The organism is Acanthopleuribacter pedis (assembly GCF_017377855.1).
In the GTDB taxonomy this organism is placed as follows: Bacteria; Acidobacteriota; Holophagae; order Acanthopleuribacterales; family Acanthopleuribacteraceae; genus Acanthopleuribacter; species Acanthopleuribacter pedis.
This window is the reverse complement of sequence record NZ_JAFREP010000004.1, coordinates 455,882-480,194: the sequence shown is the minus strand read 5'-3', so window position 1 is coordinate 480,194 and position 24,313 is coordinate 455,882. Positions and strand designations below refer to the sequence as shown.

Genomic DNA, 24,313 nt, shown 5'->3' with positions numbered 1-24,313 from the left:
TGGTCCGGGCTCCAGCCCGAACCCAACCCGAAAACCCGCCCACGAGCACCCGCGTCAGGACCCATTGTCTGGTCACCGAATCCCACCTTGAGTTGGTTTCATGGCACAAGCCGAAAAACGAAACACACACCACCCCAACCGGCCCAAGCCTGTTTTGGCCGTGGGTGACCCTGGGATTCTTCGGCTGCTTACACGGGACCCGTCGCCTCGGTCACCGTCCTTTACGCAACAGATCAATCCCCCAAAAGAAGGTGGAACCCCATGAGCACCCATTCTCCGTCGGAAGACCGGCCGAACCCCTCCCGCGGGGGAAAAATGGATCGGCGCACCGCCATCAAAGCCTCGCTAACTTCGGCGGCGGCGGCCGGCGCCACATTCCAACCCCAAGTTTTGGGTTTTGTCGAACCCCGCAAAAATTTATCCGGCGACGGCAATGGGATCTTTTCGTTTACGCCAACCAACGTCACCGACTGCAGCGGCATCCAAATTTCCGGGCGCGGTTTTGGTTTGGAACAAGCCAATGTCTGTGTCTTCACCAACCAACCAACCGTGCACACCACCCCGGTTTTCGTCGACGACCAGCACGTTCTGGCGCGGGTTGACATCGGCAACTACAGTGGTACGGACCGGTTGTACCTCCAACGCGGTCAGGGCGGCTACGAAACACCCACTTCGTTCCCCAACAACCTGCGGCCTCATGGCCGTTTCTGGGCATGGCGCTCCAACCAAACAGCTTACGTGGCGGTCAATGCCGTTCGCTACCGACAGCGCCCCGACCTCAACCCCGGTGAATTAATTTTTAACGGGGGCATGACCAATTCCTGGGTATCCACCCTGCTCAGCTTGCCGCTGAACGACACCTGTTGTCATCGCTTGCCGGTAGGCAGTTTTATTCGGTTCCACTTCTTTGCGCGCAACAGCAACGAGGGTATTGCCGCCAGCGGCGCTTTTTTCAACGACATCGAACTAGATGCCGTCACCCTCGCCGCCGCCGTCCTCAACGTGTTGAAGGCCACCGTCGCCTCGATTACCGGCCGCACCTTGCAAACCACGGTGGATGCTCGCCAAGGCGCCAACCAAGTCTGGGCCATTGTCAACTACGCCGATTTTTCCTTCACCGCGGGCAGCTTGGATTTGCGCATCAACACCCTCGGCGACAGCGAAACCTGTAGTTCGATTGCCTCCATGTCGGCGGGATACGACACCTTTGGCTCTTTCTCGGTACAACCGGGCAGCCTTGCCAAAAACAGCCTCTCGGGTTCGGCCGCGTCCGTCAGCGTCACCGATTCAGCCGTCTCCTGCAGCAACAGCTTCCCCGTCGGCCAATGCCCATCCATCGACGCCCAGTTCCCCGATTTCCTTTTTAATTAATCATCACACGGTTAAGGACTTCCATCATGCACGACCAGCAGCAAGACCCACGGCGGGAACCCAAAAAGTCATTGGCAACCATGGATCGCCGCACGGCCATCAAAGCTTCACTCACCTCAGCGGCCGCGGCCGGCGCCACCTTTCAACCCCAGGTGCTCGGGTTCGTGCAGCCCCGCAAAAATCTGTCCGGCGACGGCAACGGCATTTTCAGCTTTCGGCCCGCCGGCGCCACGGTTTGCGAAACCGTGCAAATTACCGGTCGCGGCTTCGGCTTGAACACCGCCAACGTCTTGTGCAGCACGCGCAACCCCGCCGTCCACTTTCAGACCGGCCAAGTCCTCGATCAGCGCATCCTCACCCAACCGCGTTTCGGGACCATCACGGTGCCGGGTCCCCTGAACGTCACCCTCGGTCAAGGTGGATTCGCCACCCCGACACCCAACGAATTTCCCGATACCCTGTTTCCCTACGGCCGTTTTTGGGCCTGGCGTGCCAACGGCGGCCCCGCCTACGTTTCCCAAGATCCCTTTGTCTTCCTTCCGCCAACCACGATGTCGGCCGGGGAACTGATTTTCGAAGGTCGCCGTGAAACAGCCCAAATTCGTACCTTGATTACTTTGCCACTGAATGACGATTGTTGTTTCGTGGCGCCCTACAACACCTTTGTTGCCTTCTCATTGAACATGCAAAACCACACCGCCGATCAGCAACTCGCCGCGCAGGGCCAATTCTGGGCACAGGCCGAATTCGGCCCCCGAGCACTTGCCAAGGCCATTGGCAGCGTGATTGTCTCTACCGTCCTTTCACTGACCGGCATTGAACTGACCTTCAGCACCCTCTCCCTTGCCGCCGACCGCGCCTACCTCGACATCAACCGCCCCGGTTTCACCTACGACACCGCCCACCTCGCCCTGCGCTTGAACACCAACGGCAGGGTCGAGGATTGCCGTCCGCCCGATTCCCAAAACTTCGACTCCGTATCGATGAACTCCCATAGCTTGGCTTCGCTTGGCATCAACTCACTTTCAGTCGATTCAGGCAGCGTCGCCTCCGTTTCCATGTCCGTCCCCAGCGAGGACCCCTGCACACCCAGCATCCAAGCCCAATGCGATTCCATGAGCATCGGCATCGATTACCCGCCGTTTCTTTTCCAGTAAGCATCGGTAAAATCTAAAATCGCTTACGGCCAAAAAGGGTGTCCGGTTGGGTGGTGTCTCATGCATCTTAGAAAACCAGGACCAACGCGGGGATAGATACGTCTTCATACCCGTTTCGTGAAGCCCGATAAAATCTCGGCTGATGGACCTACGATGGCGAGGATGTCCCGGTCCGGTCACCATTCCTTACCGATGGCAACCGTTCGCCCATGAAGCAGCATTCCTCGCATCTCGTGAAGCAACATTCCCGCACCTTTCTTCATGCTCACAGCCAACCACCAGGCTAAAATAAACAAAGCCAATCCAAATTCATCCGCTTTAACAGAGACTTGGTGTGACCCCGAAAAAAACCGGCAAATCTAGAAAACCCCCCTCCGTTCCAAAAGGACCTCAAGCCATCCTGGATGACCAACCGAAGGACACCCCACGACAGCACCACTTGGCGGCAATCGGCGGACTGTTCCTGCTGGTATTCGCGGTTTTTTGGCCCTGCCTGAGCCTGGGTTTTGTTTACGACGACGCCTTCCGCATGGAGGAGTTACCCTTCCTCAACCAAAATCCGGCACGGGCCCTGTTGCGTCCACGCGGTTTAACCTATGCCTTCCACCTACTCGATTACCGCATTTGGGGCGATCAAGCTTTTGGCTACCACCTCACCAACCTTATGCTCCACGCCCTCGCGGTGCTTTCCGTTTACGCGCTGATTTTTACCTGGCGCCGTCGCTTTTGGCTCGCCTTACTCACCGCCGCTTTTTTTGCCGTTAACCCCATTCACCTGGAAGTGGTGGTCAGCTTTGTGAACCGCAAAGATATCCTGGCTTTTATCGGCATCGCGCTCGGGTTAACCCTGCTGCTGCGCGCCCCCGCCAAATCCCCGTCCCACTTGTTTTTTGCGGGCTGTTGCTTTGCCGCGGCCTTCGCCGCCAAGGAAATCGCCGTGGTCGGGGTTTTCCTTTTTGGGGTTTGGTACCAATGGCAAGCCGGCCAAAAACCCTTCAACCGGCCCAACCTTCAAAAACCTTGGGTTTTAGGCGCGCTGTTCGCCCTGCCGCTCTTACTCGCTGTCGCCCTCGCCGCGCACCAGGGGTTGTTCCAAAACCAAGCCGTCCGCGAACTCTACGGCGGTGAAATACAGCATTACGGCGGCGTGCTATTGCAGGTGCTGGCCAATCTCCCGGTTCAATTACACCAAGTCTCGGGTTACGGCAATCTCGCCGCCGAGTATCCTCTTCGCCCTGATTACGACCGCGTCGCCTACGCCTTTGTCGGCGGCCTCCTTTTGCTGCTGTTCGCCGGTCTGATAATCTTCCGTCAACAAAAGCAGATCGCGGCAATCGCGGCGGCCTGGTTTTTCCTGACCTGGCTGCCCACGGCCAACTTCATCCCCTTAACCCCCTACTTCCTTGCCGACCGCTACCTTTACACGCCGTCCCTCGCCGCTGCGCTGGTTTTTGCCCATTTGGTTTTGGACGTCTCCGGTCTCAACCCAAAAAAGAATCCGACCGGGTTTGCCACCATAACCGGGCTTTTCTTGGCGACCTTCATCGGCATCAGCTTCCTGAACATCAAACATTGGCAATCGGAAGAAGCCCTGTGGCAAAACGCCATTAAAGAAGCGGGTTCCACCTACCGTGCCCACGTCATTCTCGGCAGTCTCGCCATGCAGGCCAATCGCATCGACGAAGCCGAAACCCATTACAAAGAGGCACTGATCATTCGCCCCAACGTCTACGAAACCCACCTGCGCTTGATGCTGGTGTACGCCAAAAACGACCGCTTCACCGAGGCGCTGCCCCACGCGGAGCGCGTCCTCAACCATATCCCCAACCAAGCCGAGGCGCTGCGAGTCACCGGCATGCAAGCCTTGCTCGACCAACGCTACGCCGATGCCGTGCAACCCTTCCGCAAATTGTTCGGCCAAGAACCAGGTCGCGCCGACGTGGCCAACAACCTGGCCTGGCTGCTCTCTGCCGCCCCCGACCCCAACCTCCACAGCATCAAAGAAGCGATTATCTACGCGGAAAAAGCCGTGGCGGCAAGCAACAGTACCAACCCGGCTTACCTCTACACGCTGGCGGTCGCCCTGGCCCGCGACCAACGCGGCGAAGAAGCCTTAAGCCGGCTCCAACAAGCGAAAACCCTCGCCGAGGCCCAGGGCAACCAACGCCTGCTGGACCAAATTAACCGCTTATTGGCCGGCCCTCAGTGAGGGAACGGCGGCGCATAATCATCATCCACGCCGATCTTGCGAATGTCGTTAAACCGCTCGCCCAACTCGCGGCGCAACTGTTTGCGCAGCGAGGCACAACGCCAACGCCGCTGTTCCACCGGCGTTTGCGGCTCTAAATGAGGCACGGCCGTGGGTTTCCCGTTCTCATCCACGGCAACCATGGTGAAGAAACAACTGTTGGCGTGGCGTTTGGTGCGTTTGGCAATGTTTTCGGTAATCACCTTAATGCCGATTTCCATCGACGAACGCCCCACATAATTCACCGCCGCCAAAAAGGTGACCAACTCGCCCACGTGGATCGCTTCCTTAAACAACACCTGATCCACCGACAAGGTCACCACATAAGTGCCGGCAAAACGGCTGGCACAGGCGTATGCCACTTGGTCCAACAACTTAAGAATCGCGCCCCCGTGCACATTGCCGGAAAAATTGGCCATATCGGGCGTCATCAACACCGTCATCGTCAACTGATGCTCAGGCTCCTGCCGTTCCATCCCGTCCCCCCGTGGTTTTTCCAAAATTCTACCACCGCGAACCCAGGCCGGCACAAACTGTCCCATTTAGCCCGCGTTTCTCACCAAGATTCGTCGCGAGGAGCTGAAACCGTTGTGAGTACGAAGTTTGCGACCTAGCCCGCATTTCTCACAAGGGTTCGTCGCGAGAAGTCGAAAGCCTTGTGAGTACGAAGATTACGACCGAGAGACGACATAGGCGTAGCAGCGCTACGGCGAAGGCGGCTCGACCGAGTAACCGAAATAATCGCATGGGTTGCCCCGTAGCAGAATTCCTTGTGAGAAATGCGGGCTAGGGAAAACGTAGGCGTGGCAGCGCCACGTCGAGGCTTTCCCGACCAAGTAAACGAAGTAATCGCAACGGTTTCAGTTCCGCGGCAGAACTGTTGGTGAGAAATGCGGGTTAGATAAACCATCGGCAGTCAAAAGCACGCAATGAACATGCGCAACCATTCGTCCTCCCGAGGGATCCAACCATTTATATACGGACCCTCGGGATACCGGGGCTTAGCCGGCGGCGACCCATTGGTCTTCCGCGGCGAATTGTTGGAGCTGCAGAAGGCGTTCCCGGACGGTGACGACCTCGCCGACGACGATGGTCGCCGGTGCCGCGATGTGGGCCGCGCGTTCGACGATGTCGGCCAAGGTACCGGTGGCGACCTTTTGGCCGGGGAGGGTGCCGCGCTCGATTAGGGCGACCGGGGTTTGTGCGTCGCGGCCGTGTTCCAACAACTTACCCACGATGGTTTCCAAACGCTCGACACCCATCAGGAACACCGCGGTGCCGATGCGCGCCGCCGCTTCCCAATCGATGTAGGCCGGCTTGCGGGTGCCCGGCTGGCCGGCAAACACACCGAACGAGGCCGAGATGCCGCGGTAGGTTACCGGGATGAGGGCCGACTCGGGTGCCGACACGCAGGAGGTCACGCCGGGAACCACTTCCCCTTGCACGCCGGCCTCGGCCAGCACCATCAGTTCCTCGCCGCCGCGACCGAAGACAAAGGGATCACCACCCTTGAGGCGCACCACGGTGCGGCCCGCTTGGGCGTGACCGATCATCAATGCAAAAATGCGCTCCTGCCGTTTCTGCATGTCGTCGCCTTTGTTTTTGCCGACGAAAATCTTCTCGGCCTTCACGGCGTAGTCAATCACCTCAGGATCAACCAAACGGTCGTAAAGTAAAATATCGGCCTGCTGCAACAAGCGGTACGCCCGCAGCGTCAACAAATCCGGCGCACCGGGGCCGGCACCAATCAAATAAACTTTTCCACTTTTCATATCGTCCTCGCTCTAGGCTGAAAAAACGGCGCGCGTGAAACCATCCCGAACGCGCCGAATCATGTGTTTAAACCACCAGTCGCTTGGGTCGTTCGACCGCTTCCGGCCACGGCAATCCCGCCGCGGCCAAATTCGCCTCCAGCAACGTCAACAAACGCTGCTCGGCGGTTGCCAGGTGGTTGCTCCGCACCAAGCCGGGGATGTTGGAATCTTGAACAGCACGCCAAAACACGCGTTTGTTTTTGAAGTCGCCCAAGTGGGGTTTGAGCCATTCCCGTTTCTCACCCAGCCAACTCGCCAAGCGGCCGGTGTCCTCGCCCAACAGATCGCGCTGAATGCGGCGTTTGATTTGACCGGCCATGGTGGGGCTGCGACCGGAACTGGAAATCGCCACTTGGATGGGACCGGAACGGGCAATGGCGGGCACAATGAAATTACACAGGGGTGGATCGTCGACGACGTTCACCAGGCGCTGCGCGGTTTCGGCCATCTCGAAAATGCGTTTGTTGACGGCGCGGTTGTCGGTTGCGGCAATCACCAAAAAGTAAGCGGCGTCCATGTCCTTTTCCTCGAAGGCGCGAGCGTGGTAGGTCAACCGTCCCTGCTCCGCCCAAACCGCGACGGCCGGTTTGGCCCAGGGCGCGATCACGGTCACCTTCGCCCCGGCCTCCAGCAGCGGTTCAATTTTTTGTTCACCGACCTCGCCGGCGCCAACCACCAAAGCGGCGCGGCCTCGCAGATCGATGAAAATAGGGTAAAACTCGGGTTTCACGGGGTCGTCTCCTTTTAACGCGCGCGGACGACACCGACGTTTGGCGCCGGTGCCGTCGCTTCAGGGGCTACACCAAAGCGGTCAGGTTCTTGAGCGGTTTGGCCAGCAAAGCGGCGGTCTCTTCCCGTTCTTTCAGGTAGGCCACCACGGCGCTTAAACCCTTACGGCGAATGAAGTAACCAAAGGTCTCCCCATCCTCACCCTCGGCGCGATGCCAGGAATAGAGGACGTTGATGAGCACGGCGACCTGGTCGCGCGGTACGGATTTGAGGTACACCAAATCGTTGTCGATGACGGGCTGACCCTGGTGGCGGCCGTCCTCGGTTCCGAGCAACTTGAACTGGTAGCGGTTGTTGCCGGAACCCACCAGGCCGATGGCTTTGGTCGCGGGGCGGAAGCACTGACGCTCACAACCGGTGATGCCGATGCTGGAGTCGTAATCGGCCCAGCCCAAACCTTCCAAGGCATCGATCAGTTCCGGTTCGAATTGCTCGGACTCGGTGTAGGCCAAGCGGCAGGTGGAGCGGCCGACGCAGGCGCCGGAGTTCTTGCGCAGCGTGCTGTAGGCGACGCCGTTGCGTTGGCCGTAGCCGTACTCGGCCAGAGCGGCTTCGAAGGCCGCGCGTTGCTCGCGGGCAATGCCGCTGAACACCAAATCTTGGTTGGGCGTAATAAACAGCGGGGTGTCGAACTTCAACGCCACCTCACGCGCCATGGTTTTGAGGCGACCATTGGGGGAGTTATCGATCAAACGACCGTTTTCAATGAAGGCACAGTAGGCGTCAAGCCCGGTGATGGGATCGACCTGCCAACCGTGGTGCAACTCGCGCGCGCCGACATCGTGATCTTCAATGGGGGCGCCCAGCTCAAAGTCGAGGATTTCGTGCATGCGGTCGCGGTACCAGTCAATGCCTTGCTTTTTGACGACGTACTTTAGGCGCGCCCAGTGACGATTGGCACGGTCGCCCCAGGTCTGGTGAACCTGGACCACGGCATCCATGGCGGCCAGCAGGTTCTCTTCATTGACCACGCCGACAGGTTTGCCCAACATGGCACCGGAGGGTTTGCCGTTTTTCTCACCCTGGCCGCCACCGATGTAAATTTGAAAACCGCTGACCTGGTTGTTCTCGATCACGGGGGAAACGCCCATGTCGTGGGTGCGCAACTCGGTGCAGTTGTCGTTTTCTAAAATCCCGTCGGCGTTGCGATGCACGGCGCCAAAGGCGATTTTGAATTTGCGGTTGAGCAGGCCGGGCCCGTATTCGAAGCGGGTTTTGCCTTTGACGGCCGCGGCCTCGGCGGCGTTGTCCTCGCGAATCTGGTTGGGATCGATGGCAAAAATTTGGATAAAGGGTTGCGCCGGAAGCTGGAAGTAGTCGGCCACCTTGGCGGCCCAGGCGTGGGCGTCAAAGTCGGGACTGTTGCGCGAGAAGGGGCAGGCCATCACGTTGCGCACGTTGTCGCCGCAACCGTTTAAGCTGAGCAGGCCTTGTTCGGCGGAACGCTGGATCAGCGGCACCACGTGTTCTTTTTTGATCCAGTGGAACTGGACGTTTTCGCGGGTGGTCAGGCGAATCGAGCCGTAACCCTCGGGGTTGGCGCCGTACTCGCTGCCGATGGCGTCAATCACGGCCCACTGTTGGGGGGTGATCGGACCGCCGCCGGGGATGCCCAGACGGATCATGTAAAACCAGTCTTTTTCCTTGCCGGTTTTGGCACGGTTAAATTCCAAATAGATGCCGTAGGACTTGGCCAATTGCTCGGATTCCCAAGCAATGTCTTGACGCTCGCCGTCGCGAATGTCGGCACCCAGGGTGCCGCGCATGCCGTCGGAGTTGCGTTTATTGTGTTCCTCTTTGCTCTGCTCTTCCAAGGGGGTACGTAACTGGGGTTCAAATGGCTTTTTACTCATGGGGGTCTTCTCCGCTTTTTGGGGAAATGTTGTGGGGGTCAACCGATGGATCTTGTCCGGGGGAAGGGTGGGCCGTCCGTTGCTCTCGCCCGCATTGCTTGCAGGAAATGCGGACGTGTCGCGATGCGACATCAGACGACCCACCCGAGGACCCGTTGCTCGCGGGCCGGGCGGACACGAAAACTAAATTTGGTACTCGGCTTGGGCCGGGCTAATCCGGCCGGCTTCCTCGAGTGCGGTTAAAATGCGGTCGACCACGACACCGGTCTCGATCTGTTCGACCTGTACGGTGTAGTCGGCGTCAACCACCTGGTTGCGTTGGTATTGCTGCCAGCGATCAAGTTGCTTGTTTTGGCCGCGCACGTGGTTGTAGAACCCGGATTGATCGTTGGCTTCGACCCAACCCAAGCCGGCATCGACGTGCACGACGAACCAAGCGTCGCCGCCGATGACGGAACGGGCCGCCTCACGGCTGGGGTTCTGCCACAGGTCGTCGACAACAATCGCGACCAGGCCGGCTTTGTTGAGCAGGGCGGCGTCCTCGGCCAAGCGAAACAGGTTGCGCGGCTCGCTCGAATCCAGGGTGTAGGCAAAACCGCCGCGCTCGAACAAGGCCCGCTCCAGTGCTTGGGCAATCTCCAGTTGTTTGGCGCCGACACGGCCGGTCACCCACAGGGTAAAGGGCTGCTGGTTGAAATGCAGCGCCCGTTCGCCGGAACTCAGCGCGCGCGTCTGGTGATCGCCGGCGTGGACATGACCGGCTTTGAGGATCATGCCCGCCGCCACGGTCAGGTTGGTCTGTTCATCGATGAGAATGAAGCTGCCGGTTTTGCGATTGTCTTGGTAGGCGTCAAAAAACAGCGGCTGCATGGTGGTGAGTTTTAGGCTGCCGATTTCGTTGAGGACCAACTGATCGCCGGCCACCTGTTCGGCCTCATCCACATCGACCTTGTATTGGACGGCTTCAACCACGACCCGCGTTTTGCGGCTGGTGTGTTTGAGGATGTAGGTACCGTTGAGCTGGAGCGGGGTGTGGTCCATCCACACCACCACGGCCTCAACATCGCGTGACACGGTGGCGGGCTGGTCGGGCGCCACCAACATATCGCCGCGGCTGATGTCGCGCTCGCCGTTGAGGGTCACGGTCACGGACATGGGTGCAAAAGCTTCGTCCAGCTCACCGTCGTAGGTCACGATGGAAGACACGGTCGCCCGTTCGTTGCCGGGATGGATCAGCACCTCGTCGCCCTTGCGCACAACACCGGACAGAAGTTGGCCGCTGTAACCGCGAAAGTTTTGGTTGGGGCGCGACACGTATTGGACCGGGAAGCGCAGTTCTTTCAGGTTGCGACCCACGCCGACCGGCGTGGTTTCCAGGAAATGCAACAGGCTCGGTCCCTCGTACCAAGGCATGTTCTCGCTTTGGGTAACCACGTTATCACCGAGCAAGGCGCTGATGGGCACGTATTGCGGGGGATGAATGCCGAGTTGGTCGACAAAAACATCGAAATCGGCACGGATCTGTTCAAAGACCGCGACATCGTAATCGACCAGGTCCATTTTGTTCACGGCCACCACCAGGCGTGGGGTGCCCAGCAGGGCCGCGATAAAGGCGTGGCGTTTGGATTGGGTGCGCACACCGTGACGGGCGTCGATCAGGACAATCGCCAGGTCGGCGGTGGAAGCACCCGTCGCCATGTTGCGCGTGTATTGCTCGTGGCCGGGGGTGTCGGCGATGATGAATTTCCGTTTCGGTGTCGCAAAAAAGCGGTAGGCGACATCGATGGTAATACCTTGTTCGCGTTCGGCTTTGAGGCCGTCGGTTAGCAAGGCCCAGTCCAACTGGTTGCCGTCAACCTTGGCTTTGGCCTCAAGCGCGGAGATTTGGTCCTCGAGCAGGCCTTTGGCGTCGTACAGCAAACGCCCGATCAGCGTCGATTTACCGTCATCGACACTGCCCGCGGTGGAAAACCGCAACAACTCTTGTTCTTCTTTTTGGGCAATTAATGAAGTCACTTTATCCTCGTTTGATGGCGGGCGCCCGCACGGGCGCCCGAATTTGCCTTATCCCGATGGGTTGGCGAAAGCGTTAGAAATAACCCTCGCGTTTTTTGCGTTCCATGGCGTCGTCACTGGAATGGTCGATCACGCGGTTGGCGCGTTCGGAGGTACGCACCTCAAACATTTCCTGGATGATGTCGCCGACCGTGGTCGCATCAGAGCGAATCGCGCCGGTGCACGGGGAGCAGCCCAAGGAGCGGAAACGGGTTTTGACGGTTTTGATGGGACCGCGCAGCCGTTCACGGAACGGGAAGTTATCAACGGGGATCAAGGTCCCGCCGGCGTCGATCACCTCGCGTTCCCGTGCGAAGTAAAGCGGAACGATGGGAATGTTTTCCAGTTCGATGTACTGCCAAATATCGAGTTCGGTCCAGTTGGACAGAGGGAACACGCGAATCGATTCGCCCTCGCGAATGTGGCCGTTGAACAAGCTCCACAACTCGGGGCGCTGATTTTTGGGATCCCACTGGCCGAAACGGTCGCGAAAACTGAAGATACGTTCCTTGGCGCGCGACTTTTCCTCATCGCGGCGCGCGCCACCGAAAGCGGCGTCGTACCCACCGGCGGCCAAGCCGTCCAGCAAGGCTTTGGTTTTGAGTTGACCGCAGCAGGCGGCGGTTCCCAGATCGTAGGGGTTGGCGCCGTCTTTAATCGCGGCTTGGTTGCCGTAAACCCGCAGATCGAGGTTCTGTTCGCGGGTGAACTGATCGCGGAATTCGTACATTTCCTTGTACTTGTAGGAGGTGTCGATGTGGAGCAGCGGGAACGGGACGCGGCCCGGATAAAATGCTTTTTGAGCCAGGCGAACCAGCACCGAACTGTCTTTGCCCACCGAATACAGCATGACCGGGTTTTCGAATTCGCTGACCACCTCGCGCATGATGTGGATGCTTTCCGCTTCCAGTTGGCGCAGGTGGGAGAGCCGGTACTGATCGGGGAGGGCACGGGCCGGGGATTGCGATTTGGCAGTCAGAAGCCGAAAGGAAGAGGCCTTTTTTTCGACGGGTGCGAGCGTATCAAGCATTGAAATCTCCATGGTGTTCAAAACATTGCTGATGGGGTGGCCTTAGCGACCACAGGGTTCCGGTTGCGGCGTCTCGGTCACGGGGGCCCGTTCTCGGGCCGGAACCGCCTCGCCGGAGGCGTCACCCGCCGTGGTGAATTTTGGGGGGATCTTTGCCCAGAAGCGCTCGTGGACAAAGTAGAGGATCATTTTTGCGACGGCCTCAAGACCGCCGACCGACGCGGCGATGGTCCATTCGCCGGTTAACCAGTAAACAAGCGTGAAGGTGGCCGCGGTGGCGCAAATCCGCCAAGAGACCGCCTTCATCGCGGATCGAGAAATCGAATCATTGGACACGGTAAAACCTCGTGGATGCGAAAGCTGGGGTGGGTCCCGGCAGGAACCTGGCCCGTCATTCGCGGTTTCACGGCTCGAAAAAGAGATAAGATCGCACCAAGCCGTTCATTTCAAGATGTTTGAATCAATCCAACAGCAAGATAATTCAGGGTAGAGAACGTCCGACCCACCTTTCTCAGGACGCATCCTTGTGAGAAAGGCGGGCGAGTCACCGGCCCTTGGGGCGGGACGGCGCGGGGAGAACAGCACCCTTGTCGGGGGTTTCGGACCTGGTTATTCCACCAGAACCGGAACGCGCCGCGTGACTTTGCCGTTGACAATGTGAATGCCGCACTCGCTTTGCTCGCGAGGTTCCCACCACCAGCGACCGGAACGGGGATCGTCATCCGGTTCGACCGCGCGGGTGCAGGGTGCGCACCCAATGCTGGGGAAGCCGCGGTCGTGAAGTGGGTTGTAGGGCACGTCGTGGCGGATTAGGAAGTCGCGAACATCTTCTTCGCGCCATGCCGCCAGTGGATTGATTTTGACGAGGTTGTTACCCGCATCCCATTCGACGAAATCGATGGCGGTGCGGTTGAGCGATTGATCGCGGCGCAACCCGGTAATCCAGGCCTTTTTGCCGTCAAGCGCCCGCTTGAGGGGTTGAATCTTGCGAACCGCGCAACATTTTTTGCGCAGGTCGACCGATTCGCGGAAGAGGTTGGTGCCGTGTTCGTTGACCATTTCCTCTACCTTGCCGGCGTCGGGGAAAAAAACACGCAGGTCGACGTCGTAACGGCGTCGGGTTTCATTGAGCAGGTCGTGGGTTTCGCCAAACAGCCGACCGGTATCCAGGGTAATGACCGGGATCCGGGCCGCGTGTTCGGCGATCAGGTGGGTGAGCACTTGGTCTTCGGCGCCGAGTGACGAGGCCAGAACGACATCGTTACCAAATTCGCGCCAAGCCCAGGCAATCAGTACGCCTGGTTCCAATTCGGCGGTTTCCCGCCGCCATTGCTCGACCTTATCTTGGAGTGTCATGTCCGCGTTCTCCTTGTGTGTTGTGAGCAATTGTTGGGGTGATTTGCAGTTGAGCAGACCGCAAACCCTACCGGTTAATTTCGTTACAACCTGCTGTTAAACAGGTTAACCGCATAGGAGGGGGAATCCCCGCCCGGTTGGGGGACCGGACGGGGCTCGATTCCGAGCACAAGGCGTTCGCAGGACTTGGGGGGAGCAGAACGCTCCTGTCCTCGGAATCGCAATCGGGGGTCGACTGTTCAGTGGTATTCGGATTGAGAAAAAGGCCCAAAAACTAAAAAAGCCCTTCTCGGGAATCGAGAAAGGCTTTAACGCTTACCTGGTGGGCGGTCGTCTATTTGACGAAGTGCGTTTCCCGAATACCGACGAACGAGTCGTGCATACAGCAACAACAACAGCAACAGGGGCAAGCTTGATTCATTACGTTGCGTTGTTGAAGTGCCATGGTGAAACCTCATGGTAAGTTTGATGACCGAAGTATAGGCTTGTTTCTTCGCAAGTCAAGTAGTTTTTTCGTAAGGAAGTGATGAGAAAACCGGTTTTAGCGTGGATCGCCTGAGGTTTTGAGGAATCGGTCCGGCTTTTTGGATGAGCGGTTGACCGCCTGAAATGCCCGGTTGTCGGCATCCCCCTCGATTTGCAAAACCGCGCTTTTGGCAACACAACCTTGCCCCCCTGAACCACTTCCGCGAACAAGCAGGTGCCCACAAACTTGCGTTTTTCAAGGCGAAGCAACGGCACCATCCGCGTCGGGAATGCTTGAGTCCAACCGAAGGTTGGGCGACAGAGGGCACGGCGCCCATTCGCATCCGCCAACCCTAAAACCCTGATAAAAAACGTGTTACGCACCAATCCTATTCGGAACACCGATCCGCTGTACCCTCCTCGAGGATCAGATTCCGAGGATCAAACACGGCCCGCGCCAGAGCGGCCAGATCGCCCAGAGCGACTTCATCCACCTCGTCCTGAAAGAAGGCGGCGCCCTCAATCAAATCATTCTTCCGCAAACGCGCCTCACACAAAGATCCCTTCTCGGTCATAAACCTACTCCCGGTTACAAATCATCGAACAAACTGGGTTGTTCGGCTTCCACCGCTTCTTTTTTGGGTTTCGCGAAGCTGGTGCTGGGAATTTCCAAGCCCAGCGTTTTGAGGATGTTGTAGTAACGGTCCAACTCGCTTTCGGTGAATTGAAACAGGCCGCTTTCGTCCGTGGGTGGGTGCATCGGCAAAACACCGGACTTGGCCCGCTTGAGGATCCGTTTCAAAGGGATATGGTAATGCTTGGCAATGGATTGCAAGGTGCGTGGTGCGAGGTTTTCCGGCTTGGTCTCGCGGAAGTCAAAGTGTTCCTCGACCATTTCCCGGGTGTAATCCATGTCCACCAGCCATGCCCTGCGTAACTCCGGGGTCGGGTCCTCACCCAATTTACAACGTGCTTGGGCCAAGCCCACCAGCGCCATCGGGTGATTGGGCTCCTGTTCCAAAATACGCTCCAACGTCTCGCGCGCCCGTTTGCTGTTGTCCAGGTAAAGCCAAATTTCACTCAAGCCCAGTCGGGGTTCCACCTTGTCGGGATGGGCGGCAACGTAGGCTTCAAAAACCGCGACACATTCGGCCGCTTTTCGCCAGGAACGCAAGGCCACGATTTTGAGTTCAAAGGCCAACTCGTTGTCGGGATCCAAATGATGCACCCAATCCAAACGGCCGAGCGCGGCGGCGAAGTCACGACGACTGATATGGGACAGCGCTTGATCCAAAAAGAGTTTGACACGGGCGGCGCGTGATTTGCGAAAGGTCGTCCGTTCCGGGTATTTGAAGTGGATCACCGTGGTGGGCAAGAGGTCCGGCAAATCCGTCGAATCAAGGCCTTTGGCCGAAACCGCCTTGGCCATGCAGGCTTCCTCAAAAAATTCTTCCAGGAGTTGCACCTGCTTGTCGGGGATCTTGAGCGCGGCGTCCCGTTTGGCGACGTAGCGCTTCACAAAGCGCGACACCATCGCCTGGGCGTCGTCGACCACCAAACGCACGATTTCACCGTCCTCGTGGGCCTCGTCCGCGGCGCGCACTTCCAACCATTCAAAAGCAGGGTCAACCTTGTGGGTTTCGATAATGGTCAGCAAAAAGGTTCCTCCAAGGCGGTGAGACCGCAATGACCCGCCTATTTTACACCGGCACCGGTCCGGGAACAGCGACTTTGATCCTCGGGTTAGCCCGCATTTCTCACAAGGATTCGTCGCGAGAAGCTGAAAGCCTTGTGAGTACGAAGATTACGACCAAGCCACGGCACAGGGGTCCGACCTATCGGGGTCCGACCATTCGGGGTCCGACCTATCGGGGTCCGACCATTCGGGGTCGCAGCAGAGGCGAAGGCGGATGGCCGCCCCGCGGATGGCCGCCCCCTCGTCATCGCATGGCTTGCCCCGCGGCAGAATTCCTTGTGAGAATTGCGGTTTCGTGACCTATACCCAAGCGGACCCGATCTCGATCCAATTCACAGGGTGACCGCACGTGCACGGGAAACGACAAAGCGAAAAATCACGCCTACCGGACACAAGACGCGCGACAATTTTTGACATAAAATCGCATTTTTCCCCAGATGCCTGCATATTTCAGATTGTGCGCTAGATCATGAAACAGGGGCGGGTATTTGACAGAAAGCTCGGGACCGAGCAACCTAAGACACAGGGGACGATGGGCTCACCAAACAGCCGGCCTGGAAACGGAGACGGGAACGCGGCGGTACTTCGCCATGCCGATGACGTTTCCCCCAAGGCCTGTTAAACCGAACCCAAACCGGTTTGTGTTAGGTGTTGCCAACCCGACCCCAGCTTGCCCCGCGTGAGAGAACAAGCTTTGTACCTTTAAGCCCGCATTTCTCACAAGGATTCGTCACGAGAAACTGAAAGCCTTGTGAGAACGAAGATGACGGCCGAGAGACGGTATAGGGGTCAGACCCTTCGCGGGGCCGCCCATTCGGCGTAGCAGCGCTACGGCGAAGGCGGCTCGACCGAGTAATGTGGAAGGCCGCTACCTCGTCATCGCATGGGTTGCCCCGTGGCAGAATTCCTTGTGAGAAATGCGGGTTAGAAGCGCGATAACGCGCGGAGGTTATAGGTTGCATCAGATGCGCGCTGGGCAAAAACGCAATTGGGCACACCCACCGGGTAAAGGTTTTGGCCGGGTCAGGCGATAAGCTTCCTGGTGACCTTCGTGTCAACCAACCCATTTGGTTTCAAAGCTTCAGACGCGGTTCTCGCAAGCACGGAACCGGCGGTTCCACGCCACCTCACTTCTCCCGTTGCTTTCGTTACAGAATCGGCGTTTTCCCATGGGCGGCAACATTGGGTGTTCCTTTTTGTGTTAAAATTCGTTCCAGAACATCTAAATACCTGTTTGTTCTTAGGTTGATTTATGAAGGTTGAAATCCTTGGTGCCTACGGCGGCAGCACTGATACTAGTTTTCTGACAAGCTTTCTCATTGATGATTTTCTCGCCCTTGATGCCGGCTGTTTGACCCAAACACTCAACTTGGACGGGCAGGTAAAAGTCACCGATATCTTAATTAGTCACACTCACTTAGATCACACTTTATCACTCGGATTTTTGGTCGATAACATGTTTGGCTTGCGCGACGAACCGCTCAAGATTTGGTCCGGCAAAGCCATGATCGAGGCCATGCAGCAACATATTTTTAACGAAGTTATTTGGCCTGATTTCACCCAATTGCCCAATGCCGAAGAAGCCACTATGGCCTTTCGCGAGGTCCTCCCCGAGATCACCTTTTCTGTTAGGCACCTGCGCATCACCGCGGTCCCGGTGAACCACGTGGTCCCCTGTTTTGCCTATTTTGTCGCGTCTACCGAAACCGGCGGCTGCATCCTATACACGGCCGACACCTCGACCACGGATCGCGTGTGGCAGGTCGCCAATGAAATTGATCGACTCGACGCCGTCATCGTCGACTGCTCCTTTCCCAACCACATGGACGATCTCGCCATTGCCAGCGGCCACATGACCCCGGCCATGCTGGCAGCCGATCTGAAGAAACTCAAACGCGATTGTAAAATCATGATTTATCACATCAAACCGATGTTTGAAGACCAAATGATCGCCGAGTTGACCGCGCTGAACATCCCCAACATCGATATGGGGATCCAGGGGAAAACCTACCACTTTTAGTCGGTGCATTCTCTGCAGCCTTTGTTCGGTAACCCATCGATTCGGCGCAAACCACCTGCACCAATGCATGGGACGACCTCCCCCTTCCCCATTTCTTCCCAAATGTGGGCACCCTCATGGGCACCTGGCAGGAGCTTTGCTACATTTGGGGGAAATTAGCTCCTCACCGTAAGATTCAAGCCAGGTGTCGTTATGTTATGCAATTTGTTTCGCCCCCGGTTGCGCTCACCCCTCGCGCCGTTTTTGTCGGTCGCACTTTTTTGGCTCAGCAGCTTACCCGTCCAAGCCCAAAACCCGCCACACCGCCCCCACACGGCCTGTTTGACGCCCGCCGCGCGCACCGCCTTCCTTCAAACGGTCACCGAACAACGCGACAAACGTCACCCCAACACGTCGTTGCTTCAAACCCAACAACCACCGCGCTTTGTGATACCCATTCGCTGTCGGGATAACGACGCCTGTTACGCGGTCAGCAATTATGTCGACCACAACGCCGGGTTCCCCGACCAAGTCGTGGATTACCAAGGCGGCTCGCGCAGTTATGACTTGGCCAACGGTTACAACCACACCGGTACCGACTTTCTCCTGTGGCCCTTCTATTGGTCGCAAATGCAAGACAACGCCGCGGAAGTCGTTGCCGCCGCCTCCGGTGTGATCATCGCCAAACGCGACGGCTCCGACGACATGCATTGCAGCGCCGCATCCAATACTTCCTGGAACGCCGTCGCCGTCGAACATGCCGACGGTTCGGTCGCCTGGTACGGCCATTTCAAAAAAGGGAGTTTGACGGAAAAAAGCATCAATGACTGGGTTCGGCAGGGTGAATACCTCGGCGTTCCGGGCAGCTCGGGTTTTTCCGACGCCCCCCATCTGCACTTTGAAGTCCTGGACCGCGATGGAAATTTGGTGGACCCCTTCGCCGGCGACGACAACCCCACCACGACCCGGAGCTGGTGGCAGAACCAACCCGCTTATTTTGAATCGCAAATGATTCGTTTGATGACCCATTTCGATCCCCCGAAAATCGGCTGCCACGACCGCGAAGAGGTCAACCAACTCGATTATTTCCAGCCAGGTATGTCCGCCTTCGTGGGTGCCTATTTGAGAGATCAACGGGCGCACCAATTATTGGGTTTTCGGGTTCGTCGCCCTGACGGAACCCTGTTCCAAAGCTGGGATTTGCAACAAAGCGTCGATCACCTGCCGGTCACCTTCTGGTACTGGGAAGTCCATCTCCCCGTCGACGTGCCCCACGGGATTTGGCTGGTCGAGGTCGATCACCTCGGCGTAACGCTGTTGGATCATTTTTCCGTGGGGAACCTGACGGAACCGGACGTAACCGCCGTGGCGGTTTCGGAGACGGACACCCCGCCCGGCCAACCGGTAACCCTCCAATGGGACGTGGCCAACGCAACCGAGGTACGCTTGGCCGACGACCCGCGACGTTTCGGGCCCCAGGATAGTGTCACCCTCTTTCCGCTTGAAAGCAGCGAGATCACCCTCATCGCCGAGGGTCCCGGCGGCGCGGTTCGTGTCCCCGTCCCTGTCACCATTGCGGAACCCGCCCCTCGGATGATCGCGCACCTTACCCGCCCGAACGCCGGGTTCACCACGCGAATCGCGGTATTTAACAACAGTACCCGCATGCAAGAGGCCTTGTTGCAACCTTATTTGGCCGACGGCCAACCCCTACCGGCTTTTCGGGTCAATGTACCCGCCGGGGTCACCCTTGATTTCGACCAGCGCGAATTGTTTGGGCCCGACCCCGCGGCCTATTGCCGGCTAACCGCCTCAGAAGACTTGGTGTTCACCACCGCTTACGCCGCGGTTGACAAGGGTAGCCCGGCCTTCGTTGCGGAATCCCGTACCCTCGCCCAACGGTGGCGTTTGTTCCCCGGCGATTGGGACCAAGTCTGGGACGGGCTGGCGCTGGTCAATCCCCAGGCCGAATCGGTCCAGGTCAGCATCGAGTTGGTGAAACCGGACGGCGAGGTCACCGGCGTGTGGCGCCCGCAAACCCTTGCCGACTTACCCACCAACGGCAAAGCACTGTTGATTCTGGAAGAGCTGGGGGAGCGTCCTGAACCCGGCGACGCGATCCTTGTCCGCGCCGACGCCCCAATCGCGCTGCTCGCCTTGCGCGGGGATCGCAAGGGCTCTCGCTTCCTCTGGCAAAATTTAGCCCACGCGGAATAACCTTTCTTCCCGATTAACCATAGGTCGGTCGACTGCCTTTGTCGGCGCGCCGCGCACGCGGCAAGACCACGCGGAACCAAGTTAACCCGTCACTGTCGATCTCGGCGTCAATCGAACCCTTGTGTTGGGCCACAATGTCGTAACAAATCGAAAGCCCCAAACCAATGTGTCCACTGTTGGAACCTTTGGTGGTAAAGAACGGATTAAACATCTGCTCTTTGATCTCGGGAGAAAATGAGCCCCCGTTGTTGCCGACTTCGAACACCACGCGCCGGTCATCGCCGTGGGTGCGCAACCAAACCTGAGGCGAAACCTCATCGGATTCAGCATGTTTGGATTCGGTGGCCGCTTCAATCGCATTGTTGACCAGGTTGATGACCAACCGCCGTAAATCCTTGGGGTTGGCTTCCAAGTGGGTCAAGTTCTCGTCAAGCGCATAGTCAAAGGCCACATAAAACAACTCATCGCGCGCCCGAAAACCGCGATAAGCAAGCTGGGAAAACTCCCATACAATGCCGTTTAATTCCGTTTCCTGCCAGGTCCCCGAGGGACCGCGCACCAGGTCCATCATGCTTTGTACAATCGAAGCCGCGCGGGTTCCGTGTTTGTGGATCGTCTCCGCGTTGGCGATTAACTCCTCAAAAATCTGGCTCAACCGCTCCTGTTCCGCTTCATCCTGCGCCGCTTCCCGCCATGCTTCTTCCAGCTCGACAAGCAACTCACGCGAGACCTCCGCAAAGTTGGTCACGAAATTAAGCGGGTTGCGCATTTCATGGGCGATGCCGGTGGTTAAGGTCCCAAGCGACGCCATCTTCTCCTGGGTAATCAACTGTCGCTGGGTTCGCAGAATTTCAGAATTTTTGGCTTTCAGTTCTTCCATCATTTGCGCCTTAATCAGCGCGGAAGCCAAATGCTGGGACAGACGCGACAGACGCTGGTTATCCTGAATATCAAAGGCCTCGGCGTCGCCGTAGTGAAAGAAAATCAGAAAACCCAACACGCGCTCGGAAACACCCACGCCCAAACAAAGCAAAACTTTGGGTTCGCGGAACTTACTCAAACTGGGTTCATCGCGCCAGCCGGGAAAGGAGCGCAACACGGTAATGCCGGGGATCAGGCGCCGCCCGTTATTGGTGAACTGGCGAATCAACGTATCCTCGGTCAAGAAATCGGTCGCCGAGGGGACCTCTTTAAAGCCCGAACCGGCCACGGCCAAAAAGCGCTCACTGCGCCCGTCGCGCAAAAGAAACAGCGCCGCCTCGGCGTTGGAAAAAAGGCCCAAACTCTTGTCGGTGACGGTTTGCAGCAAGGGTTTAATTTCGAGTTGTTCGTTGATCGCCAACACAATCTGTTCCACCAACATCATCTCGTTGTTGGATTTTTTGAGCTGGTGGTTGCTCTCTTCAAGTTGTTGGGTCCGCGCCGCCAATTTGTGCTCCAGCGACTGGGTAAATTCATCCTTGAAGCGATCATTCTGGCGTAATTGCTCGTTTAGATTCCGCTCCAAAACCAATTTTTGGCGCAAGGTTTGATAAGCCAAGGCGACCAACATACAGGCCGGCAAGGCGTACAGAACGAAGGCCCACCATCTGAGCCACGGCGGTGGCGGCATGCTGATCCGCAGCGACGATTCCTCGGTACGCCAATGGCCGTCGCGGTGTTCGGCACGAACCTTAAACACGTAGTCACCAGATTTCAGGTTGGTATAGGTTGCGACGGCCCGATTCGGCTTGTGAACCTGCCATCCATCGTCCCAACCTTCTAATTTACTGTAGAAAAGAATCGGCTCTTCCAGCGGCGCGCCTGGCAAAGCAAACTCAAAGGACACGCGCCGATCACGATAGGACAAGGTGACGGGTTGCGCCCCACGCGCATGATTCAGCGATTCAGCGGAGGGAAAATCCGCCGGTGAACGATCATTGAGGGTAAAACCCGTAAACATCACGCCGCCAGGTTTTTCCGACGCCGAGAAACGGCGCGTATCAACCAGGTTAAAACCGTTGAGACCGCCGAACCATAACAAGCCGTCCCCGCTCGCGTGGATCGCCGAGGTTGAGAATTCACGTCCCTGGAGATTGTCAATCGCGGAAAAGGTGCGCACCCGGCCGGCAGATAAATCGATGGTGGCAAGCCCTGCATTGCCCGACAACCACAGGCGCTCCTGGTGATCGTGATAGAGCGCGTTGACCGCCCAGTTGTCAAACCGCAGGTGTTTGGGCAAGGCCTTCACGGAACCGGTGCCTGGGTTAAAGCGAATCAAACCGCGATCCAAGCCGCCCAACCACAAATCCTGTTCATTGACATATACCACCTGGCTCAAAGCATTGGTTGGGGGCGAGTGGGGATTCTTGGGATCATAACGAAAGTTCCGGGCGATACCCGTCCCCGTGTCATAACAATACAAACCGGAATCCTGGGTTGTTACCCACAAGCGGCCCTGGTCGTCACCTGCCATGTCTGTCACAAAAACACTGAGTGGGTCACCTTGGGTCTCGGTGTCCGACACGAAGGCAACGTCCTGCGTTTCCAGATCAACCCAGGCCAAACCACGGCCGTACACGGCCACCCACATACGCCCTTGGTAGGCGCGTAAGGCGGAAATCACAACCGCGGTGTCCTCACTACTCTGCTGAAAAGGGACGCGTTTGGCGACGCCTGTTGCGGGTTCAATCCGCCATAAACCGTTTCCAGAAGACACCCAGAGTCGGCCGGCGGGATCACCTTGCATTTTTTCGAAGCGCTGTTCGCGAAAAACATGTTGAAGCGCGGGATCCCTCGGGACAAATGGCACAAAGCCACCACCGCCGCGATCCCAGCGGAACACCCCGTGTTCCGAAGTCAACCAAGAATTTCCGGCAGCATCCGTGCCAAAACCACTGACCCGTCCCAAGGGCATTCCCTCGGCGGCACCCACCACCGGCACGGTGGTGTAACACTGAACCGCGCGAAAGGACGGAGACAACACGGCCAACCCGCTTTCCACGGTGCCAATCCAAAGCTGCTCCGCGCGATCTCGGTAGAGTGAATAAACGACATCCCCCGGCAGTGATCGAAGCCGCAAGGGATCGCGCTTAAAGCGCCGGAAGGTCGGGTGTTCAGCCAGCATGTTCTCACCCAGAACCAGCCCGTTTTCAGTACCAATCCAAAGGCGATCACCCGGCGCGGGTTGGAGCGACCATACCGAGTCCCCTTGACCCGCGTCAAACGTGGAAAAAGAAGCAAAGGCGCCACTTGCAACGGTGTAACGAACGAGGCCGTGGTTGTTGGTTCCCAACCACAAAAAGCCACGGGGGTCGGCACTCAAGGTATAGATATCCAAGCGGATCTCGGCGTTCTGAAAATGCGCGCCCAACTCCGTCGTGTTCGGGTCGTACCGTAATAAATGGTGTTCACCACCGAGCCAGATGCCACCCGCATCATCCTCGGCCATGGTGCGTATCTTGAGATTGTCGAGAATTTTCCCGGCAGCAGACGAAACCGGTACCGGCTGAAAAACGCCCCGCTTCCGGTCCAACACACAAACCCCGGTTTCAGTCGCAACCCACACCTGATCGCGGCGGTCAACCATCATGAAATTCACCTGATCCGAGGGCAAACCCGAGGTTTGGTCATGAACGGAATAATGGGTAAAAGTCCCACGTTCGCGCTCAAAGCAACTCACCCCGCGCGATTGGGTACCAATCCAAATGTTGCCGGCACGGTCCTCGGCCAAACTGTAAATAAAACTTTCGGGCAACCCATCGCGCGCGGAGCGATACACGGTAAATTCGCGACCATCGAAACGGTTGAGCCCGTCCTGGGTGGCAAACCACATGAAGCCGAAACGATCTTGCAAGATACTGTAAATCGTACTTTGGGAAAGGCCGTCATCCACCGACAGGGTGTGAAAATTGAGCGAAGCCTCGGGCGGAACCCAGCGTGTCTCTTGCACGTCGGCACCCAATACAAAGGTCTGGAGCAACAGGTAAAACCAAAGAAACCCATGGCCTACGTTCTTTGGTCGGTTTTCCATAAACGGCGTTTATTCCTCAAGCGGCACCCTAGGGCGCGATCTCACATATGTGTAAAGGATAAGTGTTTAGCGCCAAGTTAACACAAGCGCATCATGGAAGAAAGCAAGGAATGCGGGGTGCCGATTCAGCAGCCCGTTTCGAGGGGAACCTCTCACCTGGGCGGATCGGTATCCATCCAACCGGCGCGGTCGTTCCAACCGCCGCCGGCTTTCGAGTATCTGGAAAATAGGCCGATCTCAAAAGAACAAAC

General features: G+C 57.7%; 16 protein-coding genes. 5 read left to right on the top strand and 11 right to left on the bottom strand.

Features of this window, described 5'->3' with window-relative positions; genetic code table 11:
• Positions 1 to 261: 261 nt before the first annotated feature.
• The 3 genes from J3U88_RS06715 to J3U88_RS06705 all read left to right on the top strand — a co-directional run bounded on the left by J3U88_RS06715 (position 262) and on the right by J3U88_RS06705 (position 4,737).
• Complete coding sequence (locus J3U88_RS06715) at positions 262 to 1,371, top strand: hypothetical protein (protein ID WP_207857746.1); 1,110 nt, start codon at positions 262 to 264, stop codon at positions 1,369 to 1,371.
• A 26-nt stretch (positions 1,372 to 1,397) separates the two neighbouring features.
• Complete coding sequence (locus tag J3U88_RS06710; protein WP_207857744.1) at positions 1,398 to 2,528, top strand: hypothetical protein; 1,131 nt, start codon at positions 1,398 to 1,400, stop codon at positions 2,526 to 2,528.
• A gap of 439 nt (positions 2,529 to 2,967) precedes the next feature.
• Entirely contained in the window at positions 2,968 to 4,737 is a 1,770-nt protein-coding gene (locus J3U88_RS06705) for a tetratricopeptide repeat protein (protein WP_207857742.1), read from the top strand.
• On the opposite strand, the gene J3U88_RS06700 is transcribed toward J3U88_RS06705, so the two are convergent.
• From J3U88_RS06700 to J3U88_RS06655, 10 genes are all read right to left on the bottom strand, one after another.
• Positions 4,731 to 5,252 (bottom strand): acyl-CoA thioesterase, encoded by a 522-nt coding sequence (locus J3U88_RS06700; protein WP_207857741.1) that lies wholly within the window; start codon positions 5,250 to 5,252, stop codon positions 4,731 to 4,733. The two genes, J3U88_RS06705 and J3U88_RS06700, sit on opposite strands and share 7 nt — an antisense overlap.
• Positions 5,253 to 5,777: 525 nt before the next feature.
• A complete protein-coding gene (gene cobA, locus J3U88_RS06695; RefSeq protein WP_207857739.1) occupies positions 5,778 to 6,548 on the bottom strand; it encodes a uroporphyrinogen-III C-methyltransferase in 771 nt (256 codons plus the stop codon).
• A gap of 67 nt (positions 6,549 to 6,615) precedes the next feature.
• A complete protein-coding gene (locus J3U88_RS06690; RefSeq protein WP_207857738.1) occupies positions 6,616 to 7,320 on the bottom strand; it encodes an NAD(P)-dependent oxidoreductase in 705 nt (234 codons plus the stop codon).
• Between the two features lie 67 nt (positions 7,321 to 7,387).
• Positions 7,388 to 9,232, bottom strand: a complete 1,845-nt coding sequence (locus J3U88_RS06685) for an assimilatory sulfite reductase (NADPH) hemoprotein subunit (protein WP_207857736.1) — start codon at positions 9,230 to 9,232, stop codon at positions 7,388 to 7,390.
• Between the two features lie 183 nt (positions 9,233 to 9,415).
• Complete coding sequence (cysN, locus tag J3U88_RS06680; protein ID WP_207857734.1) at positions 9,416 to 11,248, bottom strand: sulfate adenylyltransferase subunit CysN; 1,833 nt, start codon at positions 11,246 to 11,248, stop codon at positions 9,416 to 9,418.
• A gap of 73 nt (positions 11,249 to 11,321) precedes the next feature.
• The gene (cysD, locus tag J3U88_RS06675; protein ID WP_207857733.1) at positions 11,322 to 12,317 is read right to left on the bottom strand and encodes a sulfate adenylyltransferase subunit CysD; all 996 of its coding nucleotides are present in this window, start codon (positions 12,315 to 12,317) and stop codon (positions 11,322 to 11,324) included.
• A 42-nt stretch (positions 12,318 to 12,359) separates the two neighbouring features.
• Entirely contained in the window at positions 12,360 to 12,653 is a 294-nt protein-coding gene (locus tag J3U88_RS06670) for a DUF2061 domain-containing protein (protein ID WP_207857732.1), read from the bottom strand.
• Positions 12,654 to 12,926: 273 nt separating this feature from the next.
• Positions 12,927 to 13,703 carry a phosphoadenylyl-sulfate reductase gene (locus J3U88_RS06665; protein ID WP_279382483.1) on the bottom strand — a complete coding sequence of 259 codons (777 nt, stop codon included), beginning with the start codon at positions 13,701 to 13,703 and terminating at the stop codon, positions 12,927 to 12,929.
• A gap of 824 nt (positions 13,704 to 14,527) precedes the next feature.
• On the bottom strand, positions 14,528 to 14,713 hold the full coding sequence (locus J3U88_RS06660; RefSeq protein WP_207857730.1) for a hypothetical protein: 186 nt from the start codon (positions 14,711 to 14,713) through the stop codon (positions 14,528 to 14,530).
• A 14-nt stretch (positions 14,714 to 14,727) separates the two neighbouring features.
• The gene (locus J3U88_RS06655) at positions 14,728 to 15,795 is read right to left on the bottom strand and encodes a tetratricopeptide repeat protein (RefSeq protein WP_207857729.1); all 1,068 of its coding nucleotides are present in this window, start codon (positions 15,793 to 15,795) and stop codon (positions 14,728 to 14,730) included.
• Between the two features lie 1,291 nt (positions 15,796 to 17,086).
• Between J3U88_RS06655 and J3U88_RS06650 the strand changes: the two genes are divergently transcribed.
• Both J3U88_RS06650 and J3U88_RS06645 read left to right on the top strand, forming a co-directional pair.
• The gene (locus J3U88_RS06650) at positions 17,087 to 17,854 is read left to right on the top strand and encodes a 3',5'-cyclic-nucleotide phosphodiesterase (protein WP_207857728.1); all 768 of its coding nucleotides are present in this window, start codon (positions 17,087 to 17,089) and stop codon (positions 17,852 to 17,854) included.
• Between the two features lie 192 nt (positions 17,855 to 18,046).
• A complete protein-coding gene (locus J3U88_RS06645; protein ID WP_207857727.1) occupies positions 18,047 to 20,050 on the top strand; it encodes a M23 family metallopeptidase in 2,004 nt (667 codons plus the stop codon).
• A 13-nt stretch (positions 20,051 to 20,063) separates the two neighbouring features.
• On the opposite strand, the gene J3U88_RS06640 is transcribed toward J3U88_RS06645, so the two are convergent.
• The gene (locus J3U88_RS06640) at positions 20,064 to 24,062 is read right to left on the bottom strand and encodes a sensor histidine kinase (protein WP_207857725.1); all 3,999 of its coding nucleotides are present in this window, start codon (positions 24,060 to 24,062) and stop codon (positions 20,064 to 20,066) included.
• Positions 24,063 to 24,313 lie beyond the last annotated feature (251 nt).